The organism is Herbivorax alkaliphila (assembly GCF_030848475.1).
Classification (GTDB): Bacteria; Bacillota; Clostridia; order Acetivibrionales; family Acetivibrionaceae; genus Herbivorax.
The window spans coordinates 1-18255 of the sequence record NZ_JAVDDS010000026.1; the positions used below are offsets into that span (position 1 = coordinate 1).

Sequence of the window (18255 nt, forward strand, 5' to 3'; positions counted from 1 at the left end):
TCATGGTGGTCATCCTCATGACTATCATGCTCATGGTGGTCATCCTCACACTGATCATTGTTACAAACACTACAAGGTGTAAAATGTTCTGCAATCGCTTGAGAAGCTCCCCCAGAAGTGCCTACTACTCCAACCATTAAGGACATTGATACAACAACTGCAAACGCCGTAGCTAAGCCTGCACTTTTAAAAATAGTTAGTTTCTTTGACAAAAGTCTAAAAAGCAAGCTTCCAACAAAAACTTCCGAACCTATTATTAACGTATTAAGACCAACAACAGTCATCCCTCCATGACCAAAAAAAGCCAGTAGAAAATTTACCACAAAAACTGCAATAAAGCCCAACGATGGTCCTGCTATAATACCTGAGAGCACAGCCAAACTCAAATGAACAGGTAAAGGGCCTAAAGGAACTGACATACCTATCAGCATTAAAGCTGCCACTACACCTGTCATAGGTATTTTTCGTCTCAAATCAGTTTCTTTAACTTTTTTTAAAATAAGAAATATAATAAGTCCTGTAATTAAATAACCTGCAATCCCCAAAAAAGGATGAAAAAATCCATCAGTTACATGAATATGGCTCATATTTTGCTATCTCCTTTTAATAGTTTATAATTTTTCACTTAGCTTTTTCATAACATTTACACACATTCTACCTTTAAAAACTTTACAAATCAAGGTTGAATGTCAAGTTTTCTAAACATGTGCAAAAGCTTAAAACTCAAAACTTTAAAATTTCACCTGCGATTCATTACTCACAAAAGATATATAATACTATAATTATAATAATAATGTTTCCAGATAGATTATACCCCTTTTACAAATAATAATAACAATTTCTTAAAAGCCTGTAAAGAAAATTATTTTTAGAAGGGTATATATATTAAATAAATGTTTGGAAGAGCTGTTTAATATAATCAACTGACAACAGTGCCAACAGCACCAGACCTAAAACTGTCAGTATAAGAATTAACTTTTTCACTTTCACGTTTACTGTTTTTTTCAATAGTAAGCATAAAGGTCTCTCTAGATCCAAATATGCTCTGCTTCATTCTCTTTATATGTTGGCATTTACAATTTTGATTATAAAGTTTATCACTTTTTTCAAAACAACAACTGTTACTTCTTAATAGTATCCTAGTATCATCTGAAACCCTTTTCACAACGTTTTCCAAAATTTTATTGTGAGGCACTGCCTGTCGGGCAATATGAATTACCGAAAACTTAGATGCATTTATACTTTGTCCAGATATTAGCTGTGCTTTAACACAATGAGACAAATTAAGTTTTGTAATAATCTTTTTTGTTCTATCAATTGCAACAGGATCCACATCAATTACCTTTACCTTCGCTCCTGTTATTGAAGCTATTTGCAAGGCTGTACACGGTACTGCCCCTCCTCCAATAAAAAGTACGGAATCACCACTGTTAATTCCTGCCAGTTCCACTTCTCTTTTAACAATGTTTTTATAGTAAACACCATAAAATCTTACCAATGTAATACTTTTTGAAAATATTCTTTCTAATTCTTTAGTTAAAAACGATATTAATTTCATTGCTTCACTCCACACACTTTATTATATTTGAATTAATCCCTCTGCTAAAAAGGCTGTAATTAATTTAAAAGCACTAAAATCTTAAACAAACCTTTATCTTATTTTAAGTCTCCAACTGAAGCCTCGATGTTTAGCTTTAGCTAAACGAGTTCACTCAAAACAACTGCAACCAATCTTTAGATGTAGTAAAATCTCTATCTTAATCTCAATGTTGAGCTTTATGTAAAAAAGTTAGTTGATAATGATTATCAAAGTCTCTTTAATTATATTTTAATCTATTAACCTCTATGTTGTCAATATTTTTTTCAGATTAATGCCTTTAAGTTAAGAAAGGATTTTTAATCAAGGTAATTTTAAAAAAGTGCCTATAAAGTTACCCAATCACCTGGATAGCTAATAGTCACTTTTTTAAATCTTGATAATATAGGTCCTAAAAAAATAATTGAAGACCTCATTTCTACTGCGAGATCTTCAGGAACTTCAGTGCTATTTATAGTTGAAGAATCAACTGTCACTACACCTTTTTCAAAACTAACTTTACAGCCAATCTTCCTTAGAATCTCAATCATTCTTTCCACATCTCTTAATCTTGGACAATTTTTTATAACGCTAATTCCATCATTTAAAACTGTAGCAGCCAGTATAGGTAAGACAGCATTTTTTGATCCTTCTACAGATATTGCTCCCTTTATTTTCTGACCTCCTGTTATTATCAGTTTACCCATATAAGCACCTCCGCAACTCGGTGGTTAATTCTTTGTTAGTATTTAGATATCTTATAAACTACAAAGTATATTATTATTTTATGCCGGGTTTACAAAAGTGTTACTTTATCTGTTATGGTCAAGAAAATTCGCTAAGGAATGTCTTAGAAACAACTTGGTATTCTCAAGGAGAAAATCCCGATGATTTAAAGGGTTTTGAAGTACAAAATTGGATGTTATTTCTTAACCAGTTCTCTTATCATTAGATAAATCTTATCTATTGCATCAGTTATAGCAATCTTCCCTGCATTAGATGACATCTTTTTCAAACAATTTTTATCCTGTGCCAAACTCATTATTTGATTATAAAGTATATCAGATGTAACATCCTTTTCTAAAATAACAATTGCCGCTCCTCCTTCTTCTAAAGCCCTTGCATTGTGTTCTTGATGATTTGCTGTAACATATGGAGAAGGAATTAATATTGAAGGTACATTAAGAGCAGTCAACTCACTTATAGTTATTGCTCCAGCTCTAGATACAACTAAATCCGCAGCTGCCATCACATTGCTCATATCATAAATATATGGAACAACATTTATATTTTCTGATTGATATTCTTTAAGATCTTCATATATTTTTTTATATTGAACATCCCCTGTTGCAAATAATAACTTAAACCCAATTTCTTTACCATGTTTTTGTATAAGTTCTGATACTTCCTTGTTAATTTTTTCTGCTCCCCTACTTCCTCCAAAAACCACAACAAAAAATTCCTCTTTTTTAATTTTAAGTTTATGGCGTGCCTTATCTCTATTCACTTCAAGCATTTCTCCCCTTAATGGATTTCCTGTAAAAACAACTTTTTCTCTTTTCTTAAAATAAGTTTCAGATTCTTTAAAACTTATTGCCACTTTATCAACAAATCTTGCCAAAATTCTGTTTGTCGCTCCTGGAAACGCATTTTGCTCGTGAATTAAAGTAGGAATATTCATTCTTGCAGCATTAAAAACTACAGGACCACAGACATAGCCACCTGTGCCAATAACAACATCTGGTTTATAATCTTTTATTATTTTTCTGGCTTCCATAAGCCCCTGAAATAATTCTTTTACTGTAACAAATGTATCTAAAGAAAGTTTTCTCTTAAAGCCTCTTACCTTTATACTTTCCATATGAAAATTTTCTCTTGGAATTAATTTGGATTCAAGACCTTTCTCTGTTCCTATAAATAAAATTTCTGCATCACTATTTTTTTTAACTATATGTTTTGCAATGGAAATTGCAGGATTAATGTGTCCTGCAGTTCCTCCCCCACTTATAAGTACTCTCAAAACTTTTCACCTCAAACTCTGTCATATTTAGAATATTTTGATATGTTTAATAAAATTCCTATACTACTCAATAAAAAAATTAGAGAGGTTCCTCCATAACTAAAAAACGGAAGGGGCATTCCTGTTACAGGCATTGAAGATGTAACAACTGCCACATTGATAATAACCTGCACTGCTATCAAAGAAGTAATTCCAGCAGCCACTAAAGACCCAAAAACATCTGGAGCATTCATTGAAACCTTTATGCCACGCCAGATAAATATTAAAAATAACATTAACACAGCAAAAACTCCTATAAAACCTAATTCCTCAGCTAAAACAGCTAAAATAAAGTCATTATAAGGTTCCGGAATGTACAAGAATTTTTGCAAACTCTTTCCAAGCCCTCTTCCAAAAAGCCCACCTGATCCAATGGCATAAAGCGATTGAACAACCTGCCAACCTCCTCCCTGTGGATCAGACCAAGGATCTAGAAAGGAAACAAGTCTTTGATATCTGTATGAAGAACTTATCACTAAAGCAGCTGCACCAGTCACAGCTGGAAGTGCCAAAAGAACAAAATGTTTGATTTTTGCTCCTGCACAAAATAACAATATAGCTGCTACAGTCCCAATTACAACAGTTGCACTAAAATGAGGCTGTTGCATTAACAAAGCCGCAATTATCCCAAGAAAAAAGAGATAGGGAGACAACCCCTTAAAAAAATATTTCAATTTATCTTTTCTCTTAGAAAGGCTATGTGAAAAAAACAGTATAACTGCCAATTTTGCAAATTCAGAAGGTTGAATGGTTTGGCCCCCAACCCTTATCCATCTTGTCGCTTCATTTAACTCTATACCTATTCCTGGAACAAGTACAAGAACAAGAAGAGCTATGCTTGAAATCAATATAAAAGGCGAAAGTTTACCAATCTTTCTATAATCGATATTCATAGTAATAAACATTGCAAAAAGACCTAAGGGAACATAGGTTAACTGTCTTTTTAAAAAATGATAAGTATCTCCATGCATATGGTGATAGGCATGTGGTGCCCCTGAACTAAACACCATTATTGTCCCTAATGAAAGAAGCAATAAAACTGTCATAAATATTAAAAAATCAAATGGCTTTTTGGAATTCACCATATCCCCCCTTAAAACCTGTAAAAGTTTTTACCTCTCCAATAGTTTTTTATGCTTTTTAAAACACTTGCTCTACTAGTAAAATTTTATCCTTAAAGCAAAAAAACCAACTATGCATAAAAGTATTGTAACAATGCAAAACGTTATAACAATTTTTGTTTCCTTCCATCCTGAAAGCTCAAAATGATGGTGTATAGGAGCCATTTTTAATATCCTTTTTCCTGTCATTTTAAAGTATGAAACCTGAATCAGCACCGATAATGACTCTATTACATAAACACCACCTGCAATAATCAATATAAGAGGCATATTCATCACTATAGAAACAGCTCCAACAGCTCCTCCTAACGCCAGCGACCCAGTATCCCCCATAAAAACTTTAGCTGGATGTGTATTAAAAGCTAAAAAACCCAAGCATCCTCCAGATATAATTGAAGAAAATATTTTAACATATTCCCATTCACTGCTTGTCATAGCAACTATGGTAAAAAAGACTGATACTATAAGGGTTACACCAGCTGCAAGCCCATCTAATCCATCGGTGATATTGACAGAATTAGTGGCAGATATTAAAACTATTACTGTAAAGGGTATAAAAAGCCATCCCAGTGATACTGTTTTATCCATTCCCAAAAATGGAATTATTATTTCTGTTCCTATACCTTTATAAGAAATATAAAAAGAAAAACTAACAGCAACCAACAATAATCCTAACATCTTTTGTTTCCAATACAAACCATCTTTTCTTTTTTTCACAACCTTTATGAAATCATCAACAAATCCTATAAATCCAAAACCAATTGTTACAAATGCAAGTGGTAATATTTCAGGATTTTTTGTCCCATAATATATAGACAAAACTAAAACAGGTATTAAAAAAATTACTCCCCCCATAGTGGGAGTGCCTGTTTTTTTATAATGACTTTTAGGTCCATCATCTCTTACAGTCTGACCAAATTTCAACCTTGCCAACAAAGGTATAAGTACAGGACCTAAAACAATAGAAAAAATAAAAGTTAAAATAAAAAAAATCACATGTGTTGACAAGTTAAAAAGTCCATCCAATTCTATCTCCCCCAACCACATAATACTAAATCTTTTTCTTTGTAAATTTCCTTTAAGATATCACTATATTAATTTACATCTTTCTATTCAAGATGTCAATTCCTTTACTATTTCCTCCATCTTCATTCCCCTAGAACCCTTCACTAAAACAACATCACCTTTTTTAACAAAGCTTTTTAAAAACCTAGCTGCTTCATTATTGTCTTTAAATTTCAAAACTTTATTTGAATCTGCACCTGCTAAAATCGCTCCAGAATAAATGTTTTCAGCATTATTACCTACTGCTATAATATAATTTATTTCTAGCTTGGCTGCAAACTTTCCAATATGAATGTGAGCATCATATGATATCTCTCCTAGTTCATACATATCACCTAAAACAGCAATTGTCCTGTTATTAGAAGATATATCTTTTAAAACGGTCAATGCTGCTTCTACCGATTCAGGACTTGCATTATATGCATCATTAACTATTTTTACACCATCATTATCAATTATGTCCAGTCTCATTTTAGTTGAACTAAACTCTTCAATTCCCTTTACTATATCCTCTTCGGATATTCCCAATTCAATTCCTGCTGCTATAGATGCAAGGGCATTGTAGATGTTGTGCAGACCTGGCACAGGAACCTTTACCTCATATTCTTTTTTATTAATTTCAATTTCAAAAACCGAACCTTTCTCCCCCAATGATTTAACATTATATGCCTGATATTCCAATCCATCTTCAAAACCATAAAAAACTGTTTTAAATTTCAAAAGTCCTTTTAATCCAAATAATAATTTGTCATCACCATTTAGTATTACCAAACCTTTACTGTTTAACCCATCTAAAATCTCCATTTTTGCTCTTAAAATATTTTTTTTAGAACCAAGTTTTTCAATATGGCACACTCCAACATTGGTTATTATAGCTATATCAGGTTTTACTATTGATGTAAGGCGACTTATCTCTCCTAATCCACTCATTCCCATTTCAATTACAGCCGCCTCATGGGAAGAATTCAATCTAAATACTGTAAGAGGAACTCCAATTTCATTGTTAAAATTCCCCTTATTTTTCAATACATTAAAACCTTTGCCAAGCACCCCCGAAACCATTTCTTTAGTGCTTGTTTTCCCCACACTACCTGTAATACCAATAAAGGGAATGTTAAATTTTAATCTGTAAAAAGCAGCTATAAGTCTTAATGCCTTTAGGGTATCATCAACTTTAATTAAAACTTTTCCACTATCCAATTTTAAATCTTTCTGAACTAAAGCTCCAAAAGCACCTTTTTTCAAAGATTGTTCTACATAGTCATGACCATCAAATCTGTCTCCTTTAAGAGGAACAAACAAATCCCCTTCTTTAATATTTCTTGAATCTGTAGAAATACCACTAAAAATAATTTCTTGGTTTCCAGACAATAACTTTCCTTTTACAGCCTCAATTATTTCTTTACATTTTAATGTCTCCATTTTTTGCTCCTCCAGTGCTTAAAGTAAGGTACTTACTCTCCAAGTATTTCTTTTATTACTTCTCTTTCATCAAAATGAATTGTTTTATCCTTCAATATTACATAGGTTTCGTGGCCTTTGCCAGCCAGCAAAATAATATCTTTAGGCTTAGCATTTAAAAGAGCATATTCTATTGCATCACGCCTATCTATAATTTTTATATATTCAGATTTTGTGTTTTTTATACCTTTTTCAATATCATCTATTATTATTTTAGGATCTTCTGTCCTTGGATTATCAGAGGTGATTATACTAAAGTCAGCTAACTTTCCTGATATCTCACCCATATCAGATCTTTTGCTTCTATCCCTGTCTCCTCCACAACCAAAAACACAAACCACTCTTCCCTTAGCATATCCTCTTATAGTTGTAAGAATATTTTCCAAACTATCAGGTGAATGGGCATAATCAATCATAACTGTATAGTCTTTATTTATATTTACTACCTCAGCTCGCCCTGGAACCACAACTCTTTTTAATCCTTCTTTTATATATTCAAAGGGAACTCCCATAAGTCCACAACTGCCTATGGCTGCAAGAGCATTATACACACTGAATTTACCTGGTATATTTACCTCTATATCTCCGGTAAACCAAGGAGTTATAACTTTAAACTCCACTTTATCTGAATGTTTTAATACATTAACAGCCCTTACATCGGCTTCATTATCAATCCCCATGGTATAAACTTTACATTGAGCTCTTTTTAAAACTTCTTTTCCATATTCATTATCTATATTCACCAGTCCATTTTCACACATTTTAAATAATTTTATTTTTGCATTTAAATAGTTTTCAAAAGTTTCATGAAAGTCCAGATGATCTTTTGAGAGATTTGTAAATACACCTATATTATACTTACTTAAAGTTACACGATGAAGTTCTAATGCATGAGATGACACTTCCATTACCACACTGTCAACATTTTTTTGAAACATTTCATTAAAAAGCTGCTGCAAATCACTGCTCTCTGGAGTGGTTCTGTCAGCTGGAAGGGTCATATCTCCTATTTTATTTGATATTGTTCCGATAAGACCTGTCTTATGTCCATAGCATTCAAGAATTGATTTTACCATGTACGTACTTGTGGTTTTTCCCTTTGTTCCAGTTATTCCGATTAGATTAAATTTTTCTGAAGGGCTGTTATAAAATTTATCTGACACATGAGCTAATCCATATCTTGTATCACTTGTCTTTATTACCGTAGCACCCTTTGGTACTTTAATATCCTTTTGAACTAAAAATGCTTTCGTTCCATTTTCTAGTGCCTGATAGACAAACTGATGCCCATCAAATTTAAACCCCTCTACACATACAAATAGAGAACCTTTTCCAGCTTTTCGGGAATCATAAACAATATCCTCGATTTCAACATTTGTATCCCCTATTATCTCTTTAATATCTAGTCCATTGAGCATATCTTTTAGTAACATAAAATCCTCCAATATTCAATTAGTATAATGTCTATGAATGCTTCGCATCCTATTTAAACTTAGCAAGGAGATTTAGCTTGCCAATCCCCAACACAAGAATTAGGATCTCTGTGAATTCCTGTGACCAAATAAAACATATTTAGTCTGTGTCACGATATAAAAAATCAACTTCAACAACTTCACCTTCCTGTATCTCTTCACCAGCTTCAATGTTCTGGCTTATTGCAGAACCAATTCCATTAATTTTTATATTAAGACCAACATTATTTAATGTTCTTACCGCTTCATCTATAGTCTTATTTGTCAAATCAGGTACACTAACCAACCTTTTATTTTCAGGGGTATAGTTGTAAACTATAACAATTGATTGTCTTGATACCGCTATTCCAGGTTTTGGAGTCTGATCCTTTACCAAATCATCCCCACTTACTCCTTCTTCAATTCTATATTCAAGACCAAATTCTCGAAGTGTTTGTTTGGCCTCATTTACAGTTTTATCTCTGATGTCAGGAACAAATACCTCCTCTGCCATCATTTCTTCATCCCTTTCAGTATATCTTCTCTCTATATTTAAGTAATCCAAAGTGTCTTCTACAATTTTTCCTGCCACTGGAGCTGCTATTTGGCCTCCATAATAAGAATGTCCTGTAGGATAATCTAGTGCAACCAAGACAGATATAACTGGATTATCTGCTGGTGCAAATGCTGCAAAGGACGCTATATAAACTCCATCTTCAAGTGTTTCAGATGTACCTGTCTTTCCAGCAACTCTATACCCTTTGACATAAGCATTTCTTCCTGTACCTTCTGAAACAACACCTTCAAATAGTTCTCTCATTGTATTTGAAGTTTCCTTTGAAATGACCTGCCTAACAACTTCCGTTTCATATTTTTTTACTATATTACCATCATTGTCTCTTAGTTCTCTTACAAGTCTTGGTTTTATAAGATTTCCCCCATTGGCAATTGCATTATATGCATTAATCAAATGAACTGGTGTTATTGTAAATCTTTGACCAAAAGTTGTTGTTGCCATATTTATCTGAGTAGGATTTTCATGAAAATTAGTTTCTCCCTCAGAAATCACCGGTAGTCCTGTCTTATCATAAAATCCAAAACTTCTCACATATTCATAAAAAGTTGAAATGCCTAATTTTTCTCCTACCTTTACAAAAGCTGGATTACAAGAATTATACACAGCTTCTCTAAAAGTCTGTTCTCCATGTATAGGAGTTCTCCAACATCTTATTGTGTGTCCCTGCACTTCATAAGGCTTGTCGTCCGTAAGAGTATCAAGAGTAACCACTCCTTCTTCAAGCCCTGCGGCAACTGTCACCGCTTTAAATGTAGACCCTGGTTCATAAGTATCCACTACACTCTTATTCCTTAAAACAGTTTCATAAAGCTCGTCAATATCATCTTGTGTAGTTCCATCCCATGTCTCTGGATCTTTACCTGGTGGACATGCTCTAGGATCATTGGGATCAAAATCAGGCTTTGAAACCATTGCAAGAACATCTCCATTTCTAGGATCCATTACCACAACTGTACCACCATTTAATACTTTATTATCATCTATCGCTCGTTCTAATTCTCGTGTTGCAATGTACTGAATATCTTTATCAATGGTTAAAACAACACCTAATCCCTCTTGAGGCTCAATACGTTTTTCCTCAAAAAAGGGCGTTTGTCTTCCCCTTGCATCAACCTCACTTAATATTCTGCCAGGTATTCCCTCAAGTTCATTTTCCATTTCATTCTCTATTCCCTCAAGTCCCTGACTATCCTGCCCTACAAACCCTAATACATGAGCTGCAAGATTATTGTTTGGATAAATTCTTTTTGAATCTTCATCTATATAAATACCTCTTATATTGTTTTCACTTCTAAACTGCCTTACCTGATTCCCCACTTCCTTGCTAACATGACTTTTTATTATTTCATATCTATTATCTTTATTTAACTTGTCTAAAACATCTTCTTTATCCATTTCCAAAATAATAGAGAATTTTTGTGCAATATTCTCTTTCTTATCATCTGGTAATTCCTGTGGGTTTACAGCTATTTTTTCAACACTTAAACTAGATGCAAGTTCATTACCATTTCTGTCATAAATATTTCCCCTTCTAGGAGTTATTTCTCTGTTACTGTTTTGCTGATTAAAAGCCATTTCCTGAAGCTCTGCTCCCCTGACTATCTGAATCCATCCAACTCTAAATAAAAGACCCAATATAAAAACAGAAAAAGCTACCAGCAAAAACAATAGCCTCTTCTTCATTATCAGTGTAGCTCCATTCAATAAAGCCCCCTCCTTTATATATACAAACACAAAAACAATTTAATGCATAAAACTTACTATATTTTTTATTTTTCCCATTAATTCATTTAACATCCCAGAATCTTCTTTATTTTGATTTGCATCGTCTAAAACCACTGTAGAATCATCTCTTGGTATATTTATATATGTAATCTGATGTCGATCAGGCTCTTGCATTCCCAGTTTTTCTTTTGCAACCAGCTTTACATTGTTTAAATCAACACTGCTTTTTATATCAAGTTCTATACTCTTATTTTCATCTTTAATTTCATTGTATTCAGAAACTTGTTGATTTATAACATAATTCAACTCGGTTATTTGAACATATCTATATGTCACAAAGCAAGACACTAGAGAGATAAACAATAAAACCAACACATACTTAACTTTTATCTTATTATTGTTTCTCTGTTTTTTCTTTGTCTTTAAAACCTTATTTTCTTTGTATACGTCATATTCAAGCTTTCTAGCTGCTGTTCCGTGTATATATTGCTTATCTTTTATCATTTTTATTCACCTTCCTAAGATTATATTACTTTCATGATCTAAACTTTTTACCATTAAAGCACCAGAGACCACCAAGTACAAACCTTATCAACAGACAATAAATCCAGGGGTTAGCTTTTTAAAAAGCATTCCCCCCGGAATAAAACAACTTAGGAATGCCTTAGAAATAACTTGGTATTCTCAACAGCAAAATCCCGATGATTTAACGGGTTTTGGACTATAAGAATCGGATGTTATTTCTTAGCCATTACTTAATTCCTTTTACTGCTTCTTTATTCTCTGTTCATTAAAGCAAATTTTGTCTTTTGTAAAGTGATTTTGTCTTTCTTTTCTTTTGTTTTTTTTTGAAATTTTTCTCTTTTGTTTTTTAAATCTTTTCTTTTGTTTTTTAAATCTTTTCTTTTGTTTTTTTATTTTTTTCTTTTGTAGTTAAATACCTTTTCTTTTGTAGTTAAGTTGTTTTTTTCCTTTGTTCTTTTTTATTTTTTCTTTTGTTTTATTTCTATCCCTAGAGGACTTTCTCTAGGGATGGATAATCATATTTTTTCAACCACTCTCAATTTTGCACTTCTAGCTCTCGGATTCTTTTCAAGTTCCTCCTTCGATGGAATAACAGGTTTTCTTTCTATAAATTTTACTTCAGGTTTTTTGCCACAAATACATATCGGAAACTCTGGCGGACATGTACATGGATTTACCTTTTTATAAAAAGTATTTTTAACTATTCTGTCCTCTAGCGAATGAAAGGATATTACACAAAACCTCCCACCCTTCTCTAACAAACCTATTCCATCTTCAATCACCCTTTCAAGTATACCTAATTCATCATTTACGGCTATTCTTAAAGCCTGAAAAGTACGTTTTGCCGGGTGTGGTCCTTCTCGTCTTGCACCAATTGGTATTGCTGCTTTTATAATGTCTACAAGTTCCCCTGTTGTTTCAATTGTCTTTTCTTCTCTTTTGTCAACAATAAATTCTGCAATTCTTTGAGCCCATCTTTCTTCACCATATTTTTGTATTATTTCTTTTAGCTCCTTTTTGCTAAACTCATTTACCACCATCTTAGCTGTAAAATTTTCTCTTCTGTCCATTCTCATATCTAAAGGAGCATCCTTTTTATAACTAAATCCTCTTTCTGCCTCATCTAATTGATGAGATGAAACTCCAAGATCTAAAAGTATTCCATCTACATAAGAAATGTTGTTATCAAAACAAACATCTTTTATGTTTTTAAAATTAGTATTTGAAAGTATAACCTTAGCCTGTCCATATGATTTCTCCAATCTGTAAGCCGAAGTATTCAAAGCAAATTTATCCTGATCTAATCCAATTAAAGTGCCTTTTTCATTAAGCCCTTTATATATTTCCAGTGAATGTCCTGCTCCACCTATTGTTCCATCTATATAAACTCCATCTGGCTTAATATCCAATTTGTCTATTACTTTTTCCAGCAACACCGGACTGTGCTCAAAATCCATCAAATTTTTCCTCTCAAAATATATCTTTTTAAATTCCCAGCATGGACATTTTTTCAGCAATACTGTCTGCACTAATATTGTCATCTCCAGAGTAATCTTCCCATTCAGCCTTATCCCATATCTCAACTCTGGTAGATACTCCTATTATGTATACATCTTTTTCCAACTTAGCATGTTTTCTTAAATTATTAGGTATCAATATTCTACCCTGTTTGTCCAATCCACATTCAGTAGCTCCAGCAAAGAAAAATCTCACAAAAGCTCTAACATCTTTATCGGTGAAGGGAAGTTCTCTTAGCTTGGCTTCAAGATTAGCCCATTCTTCTGCTGAATACACAAACAAACAGTTATCAAGACCTTTAGTTAGAATAAAGTTTTCTCCAAGTCCATCTCTAAATTTAGACGGTATGATAACCCGGCCTTTTGTATCAACCGAATGTTGGTATTCACCACAAAACAACTAATTCACCTCACATCTTTTCACTTTCCACCACTTCACTCCACTTCTCACCACTATAATTTAATTTTAGTCTATAACCGCAGAATAATCAAGAGTAAATTTAAAATTTTTTCTAAAAAAAATAAAAGATAGGACACAAGTCCTATCTTTTATAAAAACATTTGTCAATAATATTTAGTTTTTTTTGATATGTTTGTATTTTTAAGTTTAATCCATCTTTTAGATGATTGAGTTTTTCATCTTATTCTAAGACTCCACCTTCTATAAGGTGGAGCTGCTCTTATAAATCTTCAAGTGGAGTTAAGTCTCCACCTGAAGCCTCGATGCTAAACCAGTTCACTAATTAGATCCACTACCTTTTAATAATTCATTATAGTACCTTACTATAAGTGAATCTAATTTTAAACTCATCTCATATATCTTTGTATAATCATCCTCACTGTCAATCATGTTGTTTAACTTATCCTGTAACAATTGAATCTCTGCTTGTGTCACTTTAACACCACCATTATCTTTTGTAAAAATCCTCTAGAATATCTCTTTACCACAGTTTTGGTTCGCCATTCGACAAATATTTTGCTATTACCACTAAAATAATGTTTTTTTGACGAACTTTCTTACCATTTGCTTTTTAATTATAGGAAATTACCGATAGTCTGTCAATATTGATAAAAAAATGTAATACTGTTGTAATATTATTCACTAACACTTTTGCATTTTTTACGTCTTATGATAAAAATTGCACTAAATACGACAACAAAAGCAAGTGCTAACAATTGAGATATTCTAAAAGACCCTAAATAGAGACTATCTATCCTCAACCTCTCAATCCAAAATCGCCCTAATCCATATAAAATCATGTAGAGAAAAAACAATTCTCCTTTTATTTTGTATTTTTTTCTGTACCACATGATAAAGAAAAAAGCTGCAAAATTCCACAAAGATTCATATAAAAAAGTAGGATGGACTGGCAACTTTGAATCTACTCCTGGCATGTTAATTCTTTCTAAAGTTTTTCTTATGGTATCACTTGTCATTCCCCAAGGCAATGTGGTATTGACACCAAATGCCTCTTGGTTGGTAAAGTTGCCCCATCTTCCAATTGCCTGAGCCAGCAAAAAATATGGTCCTGCCAAATCTAAAAGGTTTAATAAGTCTATTTTTTTTACTCTGCAATATATGTAGGAAGACAGCACTGCCCCTATAAGACCTCCGTAGATTGCCAATCCTCCTGCTCTGATGTTAATTATCTTTAATAAATCTCCTCCAAATTCACTCCAGTTAAACATAACATAATAAAGTCTTGCTCCAATTATTCCAGCAGGTGCCCCCCATAGCACAATATCCAAAATCTGTTCTTGTGATATTCCAAATCTTTTGCAATTTCTCATTCCCAAAAAAACAGCCATAATAAATCCAAAAGAAATAATTATTCCATACCACAAAACAGATATCCCAAATATTTCAAAAGCAACGCTATCAATTGGTATTTCAAAGTCCCCCATATTAGGGAATTTAACATAATCCATTCTGTCCTCCCATTAACTTTTTATTTGTTCTGAAAATACTTTCAAAATAAATATAAAAATTTTAAACTTTTGTATTTAGCATTAGTAAATCTATGAAACAGGTTTTATTACAGAAACAGCTAATCTTTCAATATCAAAATGTCCCTCAAACACCTTTTTTACATACTCAAAGGATATTTTATCATACACATCTAAATAATCAAAAATGCTTACTTCTTTAAAATATACTGACATAAACGAATGGGCCACTCTCTCAACGGAATTTAGCTGTTTTATAAACTTTCCTCTCATTGCTCTTTTAATACGCTGATAATCTTTTTTGTCAATTCCTTTCTCCTGTAATACCTTTATATGGGTAGTAACTCTCTCTTTTACTGCAATAGGATCTTTTGATTCTCCTCCAAAAGACGAAAAAGCATAGCTCTCTTCAATACTGTAATCAAAATTAAAGGTATTGTTAATAAGCCCATCATTATAAAGCGTAGTATAAAGCTCTGAACTTTTTCCTAAAATCATCTCAAGAAGAATTTTTACTGCAATTTCTCTATTTAAACATTCAATACCTTTAGTATTAAACCCAAAATCTTTAAAACCCATTTGAAATAAAGGCATGGAAACAGCAAGTTTTTCCTCTACATAAGGTTTATTAATTCCTGCAGGTTCATCTGGAAAAATTCTTTCTATTTCAATATTTTCCTTACTTTCTTTAATGTTTTTTTCCACCTTTTCAAAAACCTGTTTTGGGTCTACATCTCCCACCACTACAATCACCATATTTGAAGGATGATAAAAAGTATTATAACACTTATATAAAACTTCTCTGTCTATTTTTGATATACTTTCAACGCTTCCTGCTATATCAATTTTTACAGTATTTTTTTCATACAGAGCATCAAGAAAATTAAAAAACACTCTCCAATTAGGATTATCATCATACATTCTTATTTCCTGCCCAATAATTTCTTTTTCTTTTTCTACACTTTCTTCAGTAATATATGGATTTTGCACATAATCCAATAAAAGATTAAAATTTTCAAAAAATTTATCAGTACATGAAAAAAGATAAACTGTTTGAGAAAAACTGGTATACGCATTAGGACTAGAGCCAAGCTTTGAAAACTTATCCATAACACTTTCATCTTCTTGCTCAAAAAGCTTGTGCTCTAAGAAATGAGCTATTCCATCTGGAACTTTTGTTCTCTCACCATCTACTACAAACTCATTATTAATGGATCCATAGTGGGTACCAAAAGCTGCAAACTTTTTAGAATAACCTTTTTTAGGTATTACAAATGCTTTAAGTCCACTGGAGTGTTCGTACAAATACATAATTTCATCTATGTTATCATAATTTATTGTTTTTATTTCCACGTAAAATCCTCCTTTTAAAATCTGATTTTAAGACCTTATCTTAAAACACAATGTTTTACTTTAAGTAAACTAGTTTTTGTTTGTAATAAAATAAACTGTATCAAGCTTAATTTTTGAGGCAATATACGCCACATCCTCTTTTGAAACATTTTTAACCTTTTCGATAATGGCATCTGGGCTGTCATCTGATCTTGTAATAAACTGACTTAGATAAAAATCAACCAATTGAAGCTGGCTGTCTTTAAATGACTTTATACCTGTTTCAATGCTTTTTAATGCAGCTTGGTATTCATATTCTGTTATATTACCTTTTTCAATATCTTCTAATTGATTTTTTATTATCTCAATTGCTTTTTCTTTATTTTTAATTTCAATACCACTACTTATCACCATAAGTCCTTTAAATTTTTCAAGTCTTGAAAAAGCATAGTAGGCCAATCCTTCTTTTTCCCTTACATTTTGAAATAATTTTGAGTGTACCCCTCCCCCTAAAATACTGTTATATAAAATTAATTTATAATAATCTTCTCTATTTGAATAAGTATTTGTTCTAAATCCCAATGAGAGTTTTCCCTGATTCACATCAAATGTTTCTATTACGTTCTTTTCTTTGTTTACAGGTATTTCTATTTCTGCTTCTTTTATATTTTTTTGTTCTCCTCTTTTTATTTTAAACAAACTCTCTTTTATATAATCTAACTGATCAGGTTTTAAATCCCCTGATATAAAAACATACATAGGAAGAGTTTCAATAAATTTCACATAGTGTTCAAACAGATTTTCACTGTTTATAGATTTTAAATTTTCCAAACTTCCATAATCATATATGCCAAAGGGCTCATCAATACACATCTCTTCTAAACATTTTTCCATGGCATAACGCATTTTATCATTTACCCGGCCTTTGATAAGCTCTTTTAGCTTATTTATTTCTTGGTCCACATATTCATTTTTAAATTGCCCCTTTTCTTTAACAGGATCTGTAATAATATTCATTAAAAAATCAAAAGCTTCTTTAGTTAAGTCAACATCTGAGTCAGCATATTTGTCTGAAATATATTCAATATAAAATTGAATTATTTGATTTTCTCCTTTTTTTGTTACACCACAGTCAAATGATGTTCCATAAAGATCTTCAAGATATAAAGATATATCACGAATTGAAGGATATTTACTACAACCTCTTCTTAAAATTGCTGGAACCAATGCATTTTTTGATACATCCTCATAAGTCAAATTGTCATGAAAAAAAATATTTATTGAGTTTGTCTTAAACTTTTGTGTTTTTATCCAAAATAACGTTATTCCATTGGATGATGCCAGCTTTTCTACTTGACTGCCTTTAAAGTTACTATTATTCATTAAATCAATTCCTCCTTTTTATACTATGTACTTTCTCACATTTAAAGTTAAGCTATTCATTATGATTATTGCTATTCTAAGTCCCCACCATCAATAGGGTGGAATTTCTCCTATAGGCTTCAGATAGAGTGGAATCTCTATCAAATAATTTAATATTTAGCGTTAAAAAATAAACATCAAATTATATACTCATATACTATTCTCTCAAAAAGCTTGTAATATAACAATATTTTTTTAAGAAAAAAATAACAACATATATACTGTGCTTTTCTTTTTTAGAGTATTTGTCATAAATAAAAAAACTTTATATTGAAATAATAGTAATGATGGAGGGATTTTATGAATCAAATAAGGTATTATAGAAAATACCCTAGAACACATGATAAGTCAGATATGGAAGACAATGATTATACACTCAATTTAAGTGCAGCAAGTGCATTAGGAATTCTGGCATTTACTTTTGCTAAAGGTATATTTTGGGGCTACATGCTTAAGAAAAGGTTCCGCTAGCTAAAT

17 protein-coding genes are annotated in these 18255 nt (G+C 32.0%); 1 reads left to right on the plus strand and 16 read right to left on the minus strand.

All coding sequences use genetic code 11. The annotated features are described in order from the left end of the window. From RBH29_RS10605 to yfmF, 16 genes are all read right to left on the minus strand, one after another. A partial coding sequence (locus RBH29_RS10605) for an energy-coupling factor ABC transporter permease (protein WP_306696796.1) occupies positions 1-587 on the minus strand: 587 nt, incomplete at its 3' end. A gap of 332 nt (positions 588-919) precedes the next feature. Then, entirely contained in the window at positions 920-1558 is a 639-nt protein-coding gene (locus RBH29_RS10610; RefSeq protein WP_306696797.1) for a nicotianamine synthase family protein, read from the minus strand. Positions 1559-1923: 365 nt separating this feature from the next. Beyond that, complete coding sequence (locus RBH29_RS10615) at positions 1924-2283, minus strand: UDP-N-acetylglucosamine 1-carboxyvinyltransferase (RefSeq protein WP_306696798.1); 360 nt, start codon at positions 2281-2283, stop codon at positions 1924-1926. Positions 2284-2498: 215 nt separating this feature from the next. Continuing rightward, positions 2499-3596, minus strand: coding sequence for an undecaprenyldiphospho-muramoylpentapeptide beta-N-acetylglucosaminyltransferase (gene murG, locus RBH29_RS10620; RefSeq protein ID WP_306696799.1), 1098 nt, complete (start codon positions 3594-3596; stop codon positions 2499-2501). An 11-nt stretch (positions 3597-3607) separates the two neighbouring features. Next, positions 3608-4717, minus strand: a complete 1110-nt coding sequence (gene ftsW / locus RBH29_RS10625) for a putative lipid II flippase FtsW (RefSeq protein WP_373463321.1) — start codon at positions 4715-4717, stop codon at positions 3608-3610. 75 nt (positions 4718-4792) lie between these two features. Further along, positions 4793-5782, minus strand: a complete 990-nt coding sequence (gene mraY / locus RBH29_RS10630) for a phospho-N-acetylmuramoyl-pentapeptide-transferase (protein ID WP_306696801.1) — start codon at positions 5780-5782, stop codon at positions 4793-4795. Positions 5783-5869: 87 nt separating this feature from the next. Beyond that, the gene (locus tag RBH29_RS10635; protein ID WP_306696802.1) at positions 5870-7243 is read right to left on the minus strand and encodes a UDP-N-acetylmuramoyl-tripeptide--D-alanyl-D-alanine ligase; all 1374 of its coding nucleotides are present in this window, start codon (positions 7241-7243) and stop codon (positions 5870-5872) included. A 32-nt stretch (positions 7244-7275) separates the two neighbouring features. Continuing rightward, complete coding sequence (locus tag RBH29_RS10640) at positions 7276-8715, minus strand: UDP-N-acetylmuramoyl-L-alanyl-D-glutamate--2,6-diaminopimelate ligase (RefSeq protein WP_306696803.1); 1440 nt, start codon at positions 8713-8715, stop codon at positions 7276-7278. Between the two features lie 139 nt (positions 8716-8854). Then, the gene (locus RBH29_RS10645) at positions 8855-11014 is read right to left on the minus strand and encodes a penicillin-binding transpeptidase domain-containing protein (protein WP_306696804.1); all 2160 of its coding nucleotides are present in this window, start codon (positions 11012-11014) and stop codon (positions 8855-8857) included. A gap of 39 nt (positions 11015-11053) precedes the next feature. Next, the gene (locus tag RBH29_RS10650; RefSeq protein WP_306696805.1) at positions 11054-11539 is read right to left on the minus strand and encodes a cell division protein FtsL; all 486 of its coding nucleotides are present in this window, start codon (positions 11537-11539) and stop codon (positions 11054-11056) included. Between the two features lie 536 nt (positions 11540-12075). After that, entirely contained in the window at positions 12076-13017 is a 942-nt protein-coding gene (gene rsmH / locus RBH29_RS10655; RefSeq protein WP_306696806.1) for a 16S rRNA (cytosine(1402)-N(4))-methyltransferase RsmH, read from the minus strand. A 28-nt stretch (positions 13018-13045) separates the two neighbouring features. Beyond that, positions 13046-13477: a division/cell wall cluster transcriptional repressor MraZ gene (gene mraZ, locus RBH29_RS10660; RefSeq protein ID WP_306696807.1), complete on the minus strand. Its 432-nt coding sequence runs from the start codon at positions 13475-13477 to the stop codon at positions 13046-13048. 339 nt (positions 13478-13816) lie between these two features. Further along, positions 13817-13972 carry a Spo0E family sporulation regulatory protein-aspartic acid phosphatase gene (locus tag RBH29_RS10665; RefSeq protein WP_306696808.1) on the minus strand — a complete coding sequence of 52 codons (156 nt, stop codon included), beginning with the start codon at positions 13970-13972 and terminating at the stop codon, positions 13817-13819. A 200-nt stretch (positions 13973-14172) separates the two neighbouring features. Beyond that, positions 14173-15006 carry a prolipoprotein diacylglyceryl transferase gene (gene lgt, locus RBH29_RS10670; RefSeq protein WP_306696809.1) on the minus strand — a complete coding sequence of 278 codons (834 nt, stop codon included), beginning with the start codon at positions 15004-15006 and terminating at the stop codon, positions 14173-14175. Between the two features lie 90 nt (positions 15007-15096). Beyond that, positions 15097-16377: an EF-P 5-aminopentanol modification-associated protein YfmH gene (gene yfmH, locus RBH29_RS10675; RefSeq protein ID WP_373463323.1), complete on the minus strand. Its 1281-nt coding sequence runs from the start codon at positions 16375-16377 to the stop codon at positions 15097-15099. 69 nt (positions 16378-16446) lie between these two features. Next, the gene (gene yfmF / locus RBH29_RS10680; RefSeq protein ID WP_306696810.1) at positions 16447-17739 is read right to left on the minus strand and encodes an EF-P 5-aminopentanol modification-associated protein YfmF; all 1293 of its coding nucleotides are present in this window, start codon (positions 17737-17739) and stop codon (positions 16447-16449) included. A 339-nt stretch (positions 17740-18078) separates the two neighbouring features. Here yfmF and RBH29_RS10685 point away from each other — a divergent pair, with 339 nt between their 5' ends. Further along, positions 18079-18249, plus strand: a complete 171-nt coding sequence (locus RBH29_RS10685) for a hypothetical protein (RefSeq protein WP_306696811.1) — start codon at positions 18079-18081, stop codon at positions 18247-18249. Positions 18250-18255: the final 6 nt, after the last annotated feature.

Excerpts from the sequence above, each read along its gene's own strand:
- RBH29_RS10640 (WP_306696803.1), bottom strand. The coding sequence starts at position 8,715 with ATGTTACTAAAAGATATGCTCAATGGACTAGATATTAAAGAGATAATA.
- RBH29_RS10610 (WP_306696797.1), bottom strand. The coding sequence starts at position 1,558 with ATGAAATTAATATCGTTTTTAACTAAAGAATTAGAAAGAATATTTTCA.
- rsmH (WP_306696806.1), bottom strand. The coding sequence starts at position 13,017 with ATGGATTTTGAGCACAGTCCGGTGTTGCTGGAAAAAGTAATAGACAAA.
- lgt (WP_306696809.1), bottom strand. The coding sequence starts at position 15,006 with ATGGATTATGTTAAATTCCCTAATATGGGGGACTTTGAAATACCAATT.
- RBH29_RS10635 (WP_306696802.1), bottom strand. The coding sequence starts at position 7,243 with ATGGAGACATTAAAATGTAAAGAAATAATTGAGGCTGTAAAAGGAAAG.
- RBH29_RS10650 (WP_306696805.1), bottom strand. The coding sequence starts at position 11,539 with ATGATAAAAGATAAGCAATATATACACGGAACAGCAGCTAGAAAGCTT.
- RBH29_RS10615 (WP_306696798.1), bottom strand. The coding sequence starts at position 2,283 with ATGGGTAAACTGATAATAACAGGAGGTCAGAAAATAAAGGGAGCAATA.
- RBH29_RS10685 (WP_306696811.1), top strand. The coding sequence starts at position 18,079 with ATGAATCAAATAAGGTATTATAGAAAATACCCTAGAACACATGATAAG.
- yfmF (WP_306696810.1), bottom strand. The coding sequence starts at position 17,739 with ATGAATAATAGTAACTTTAAAGGCAGTCAAGTAGAAAAGCTGGCATCA.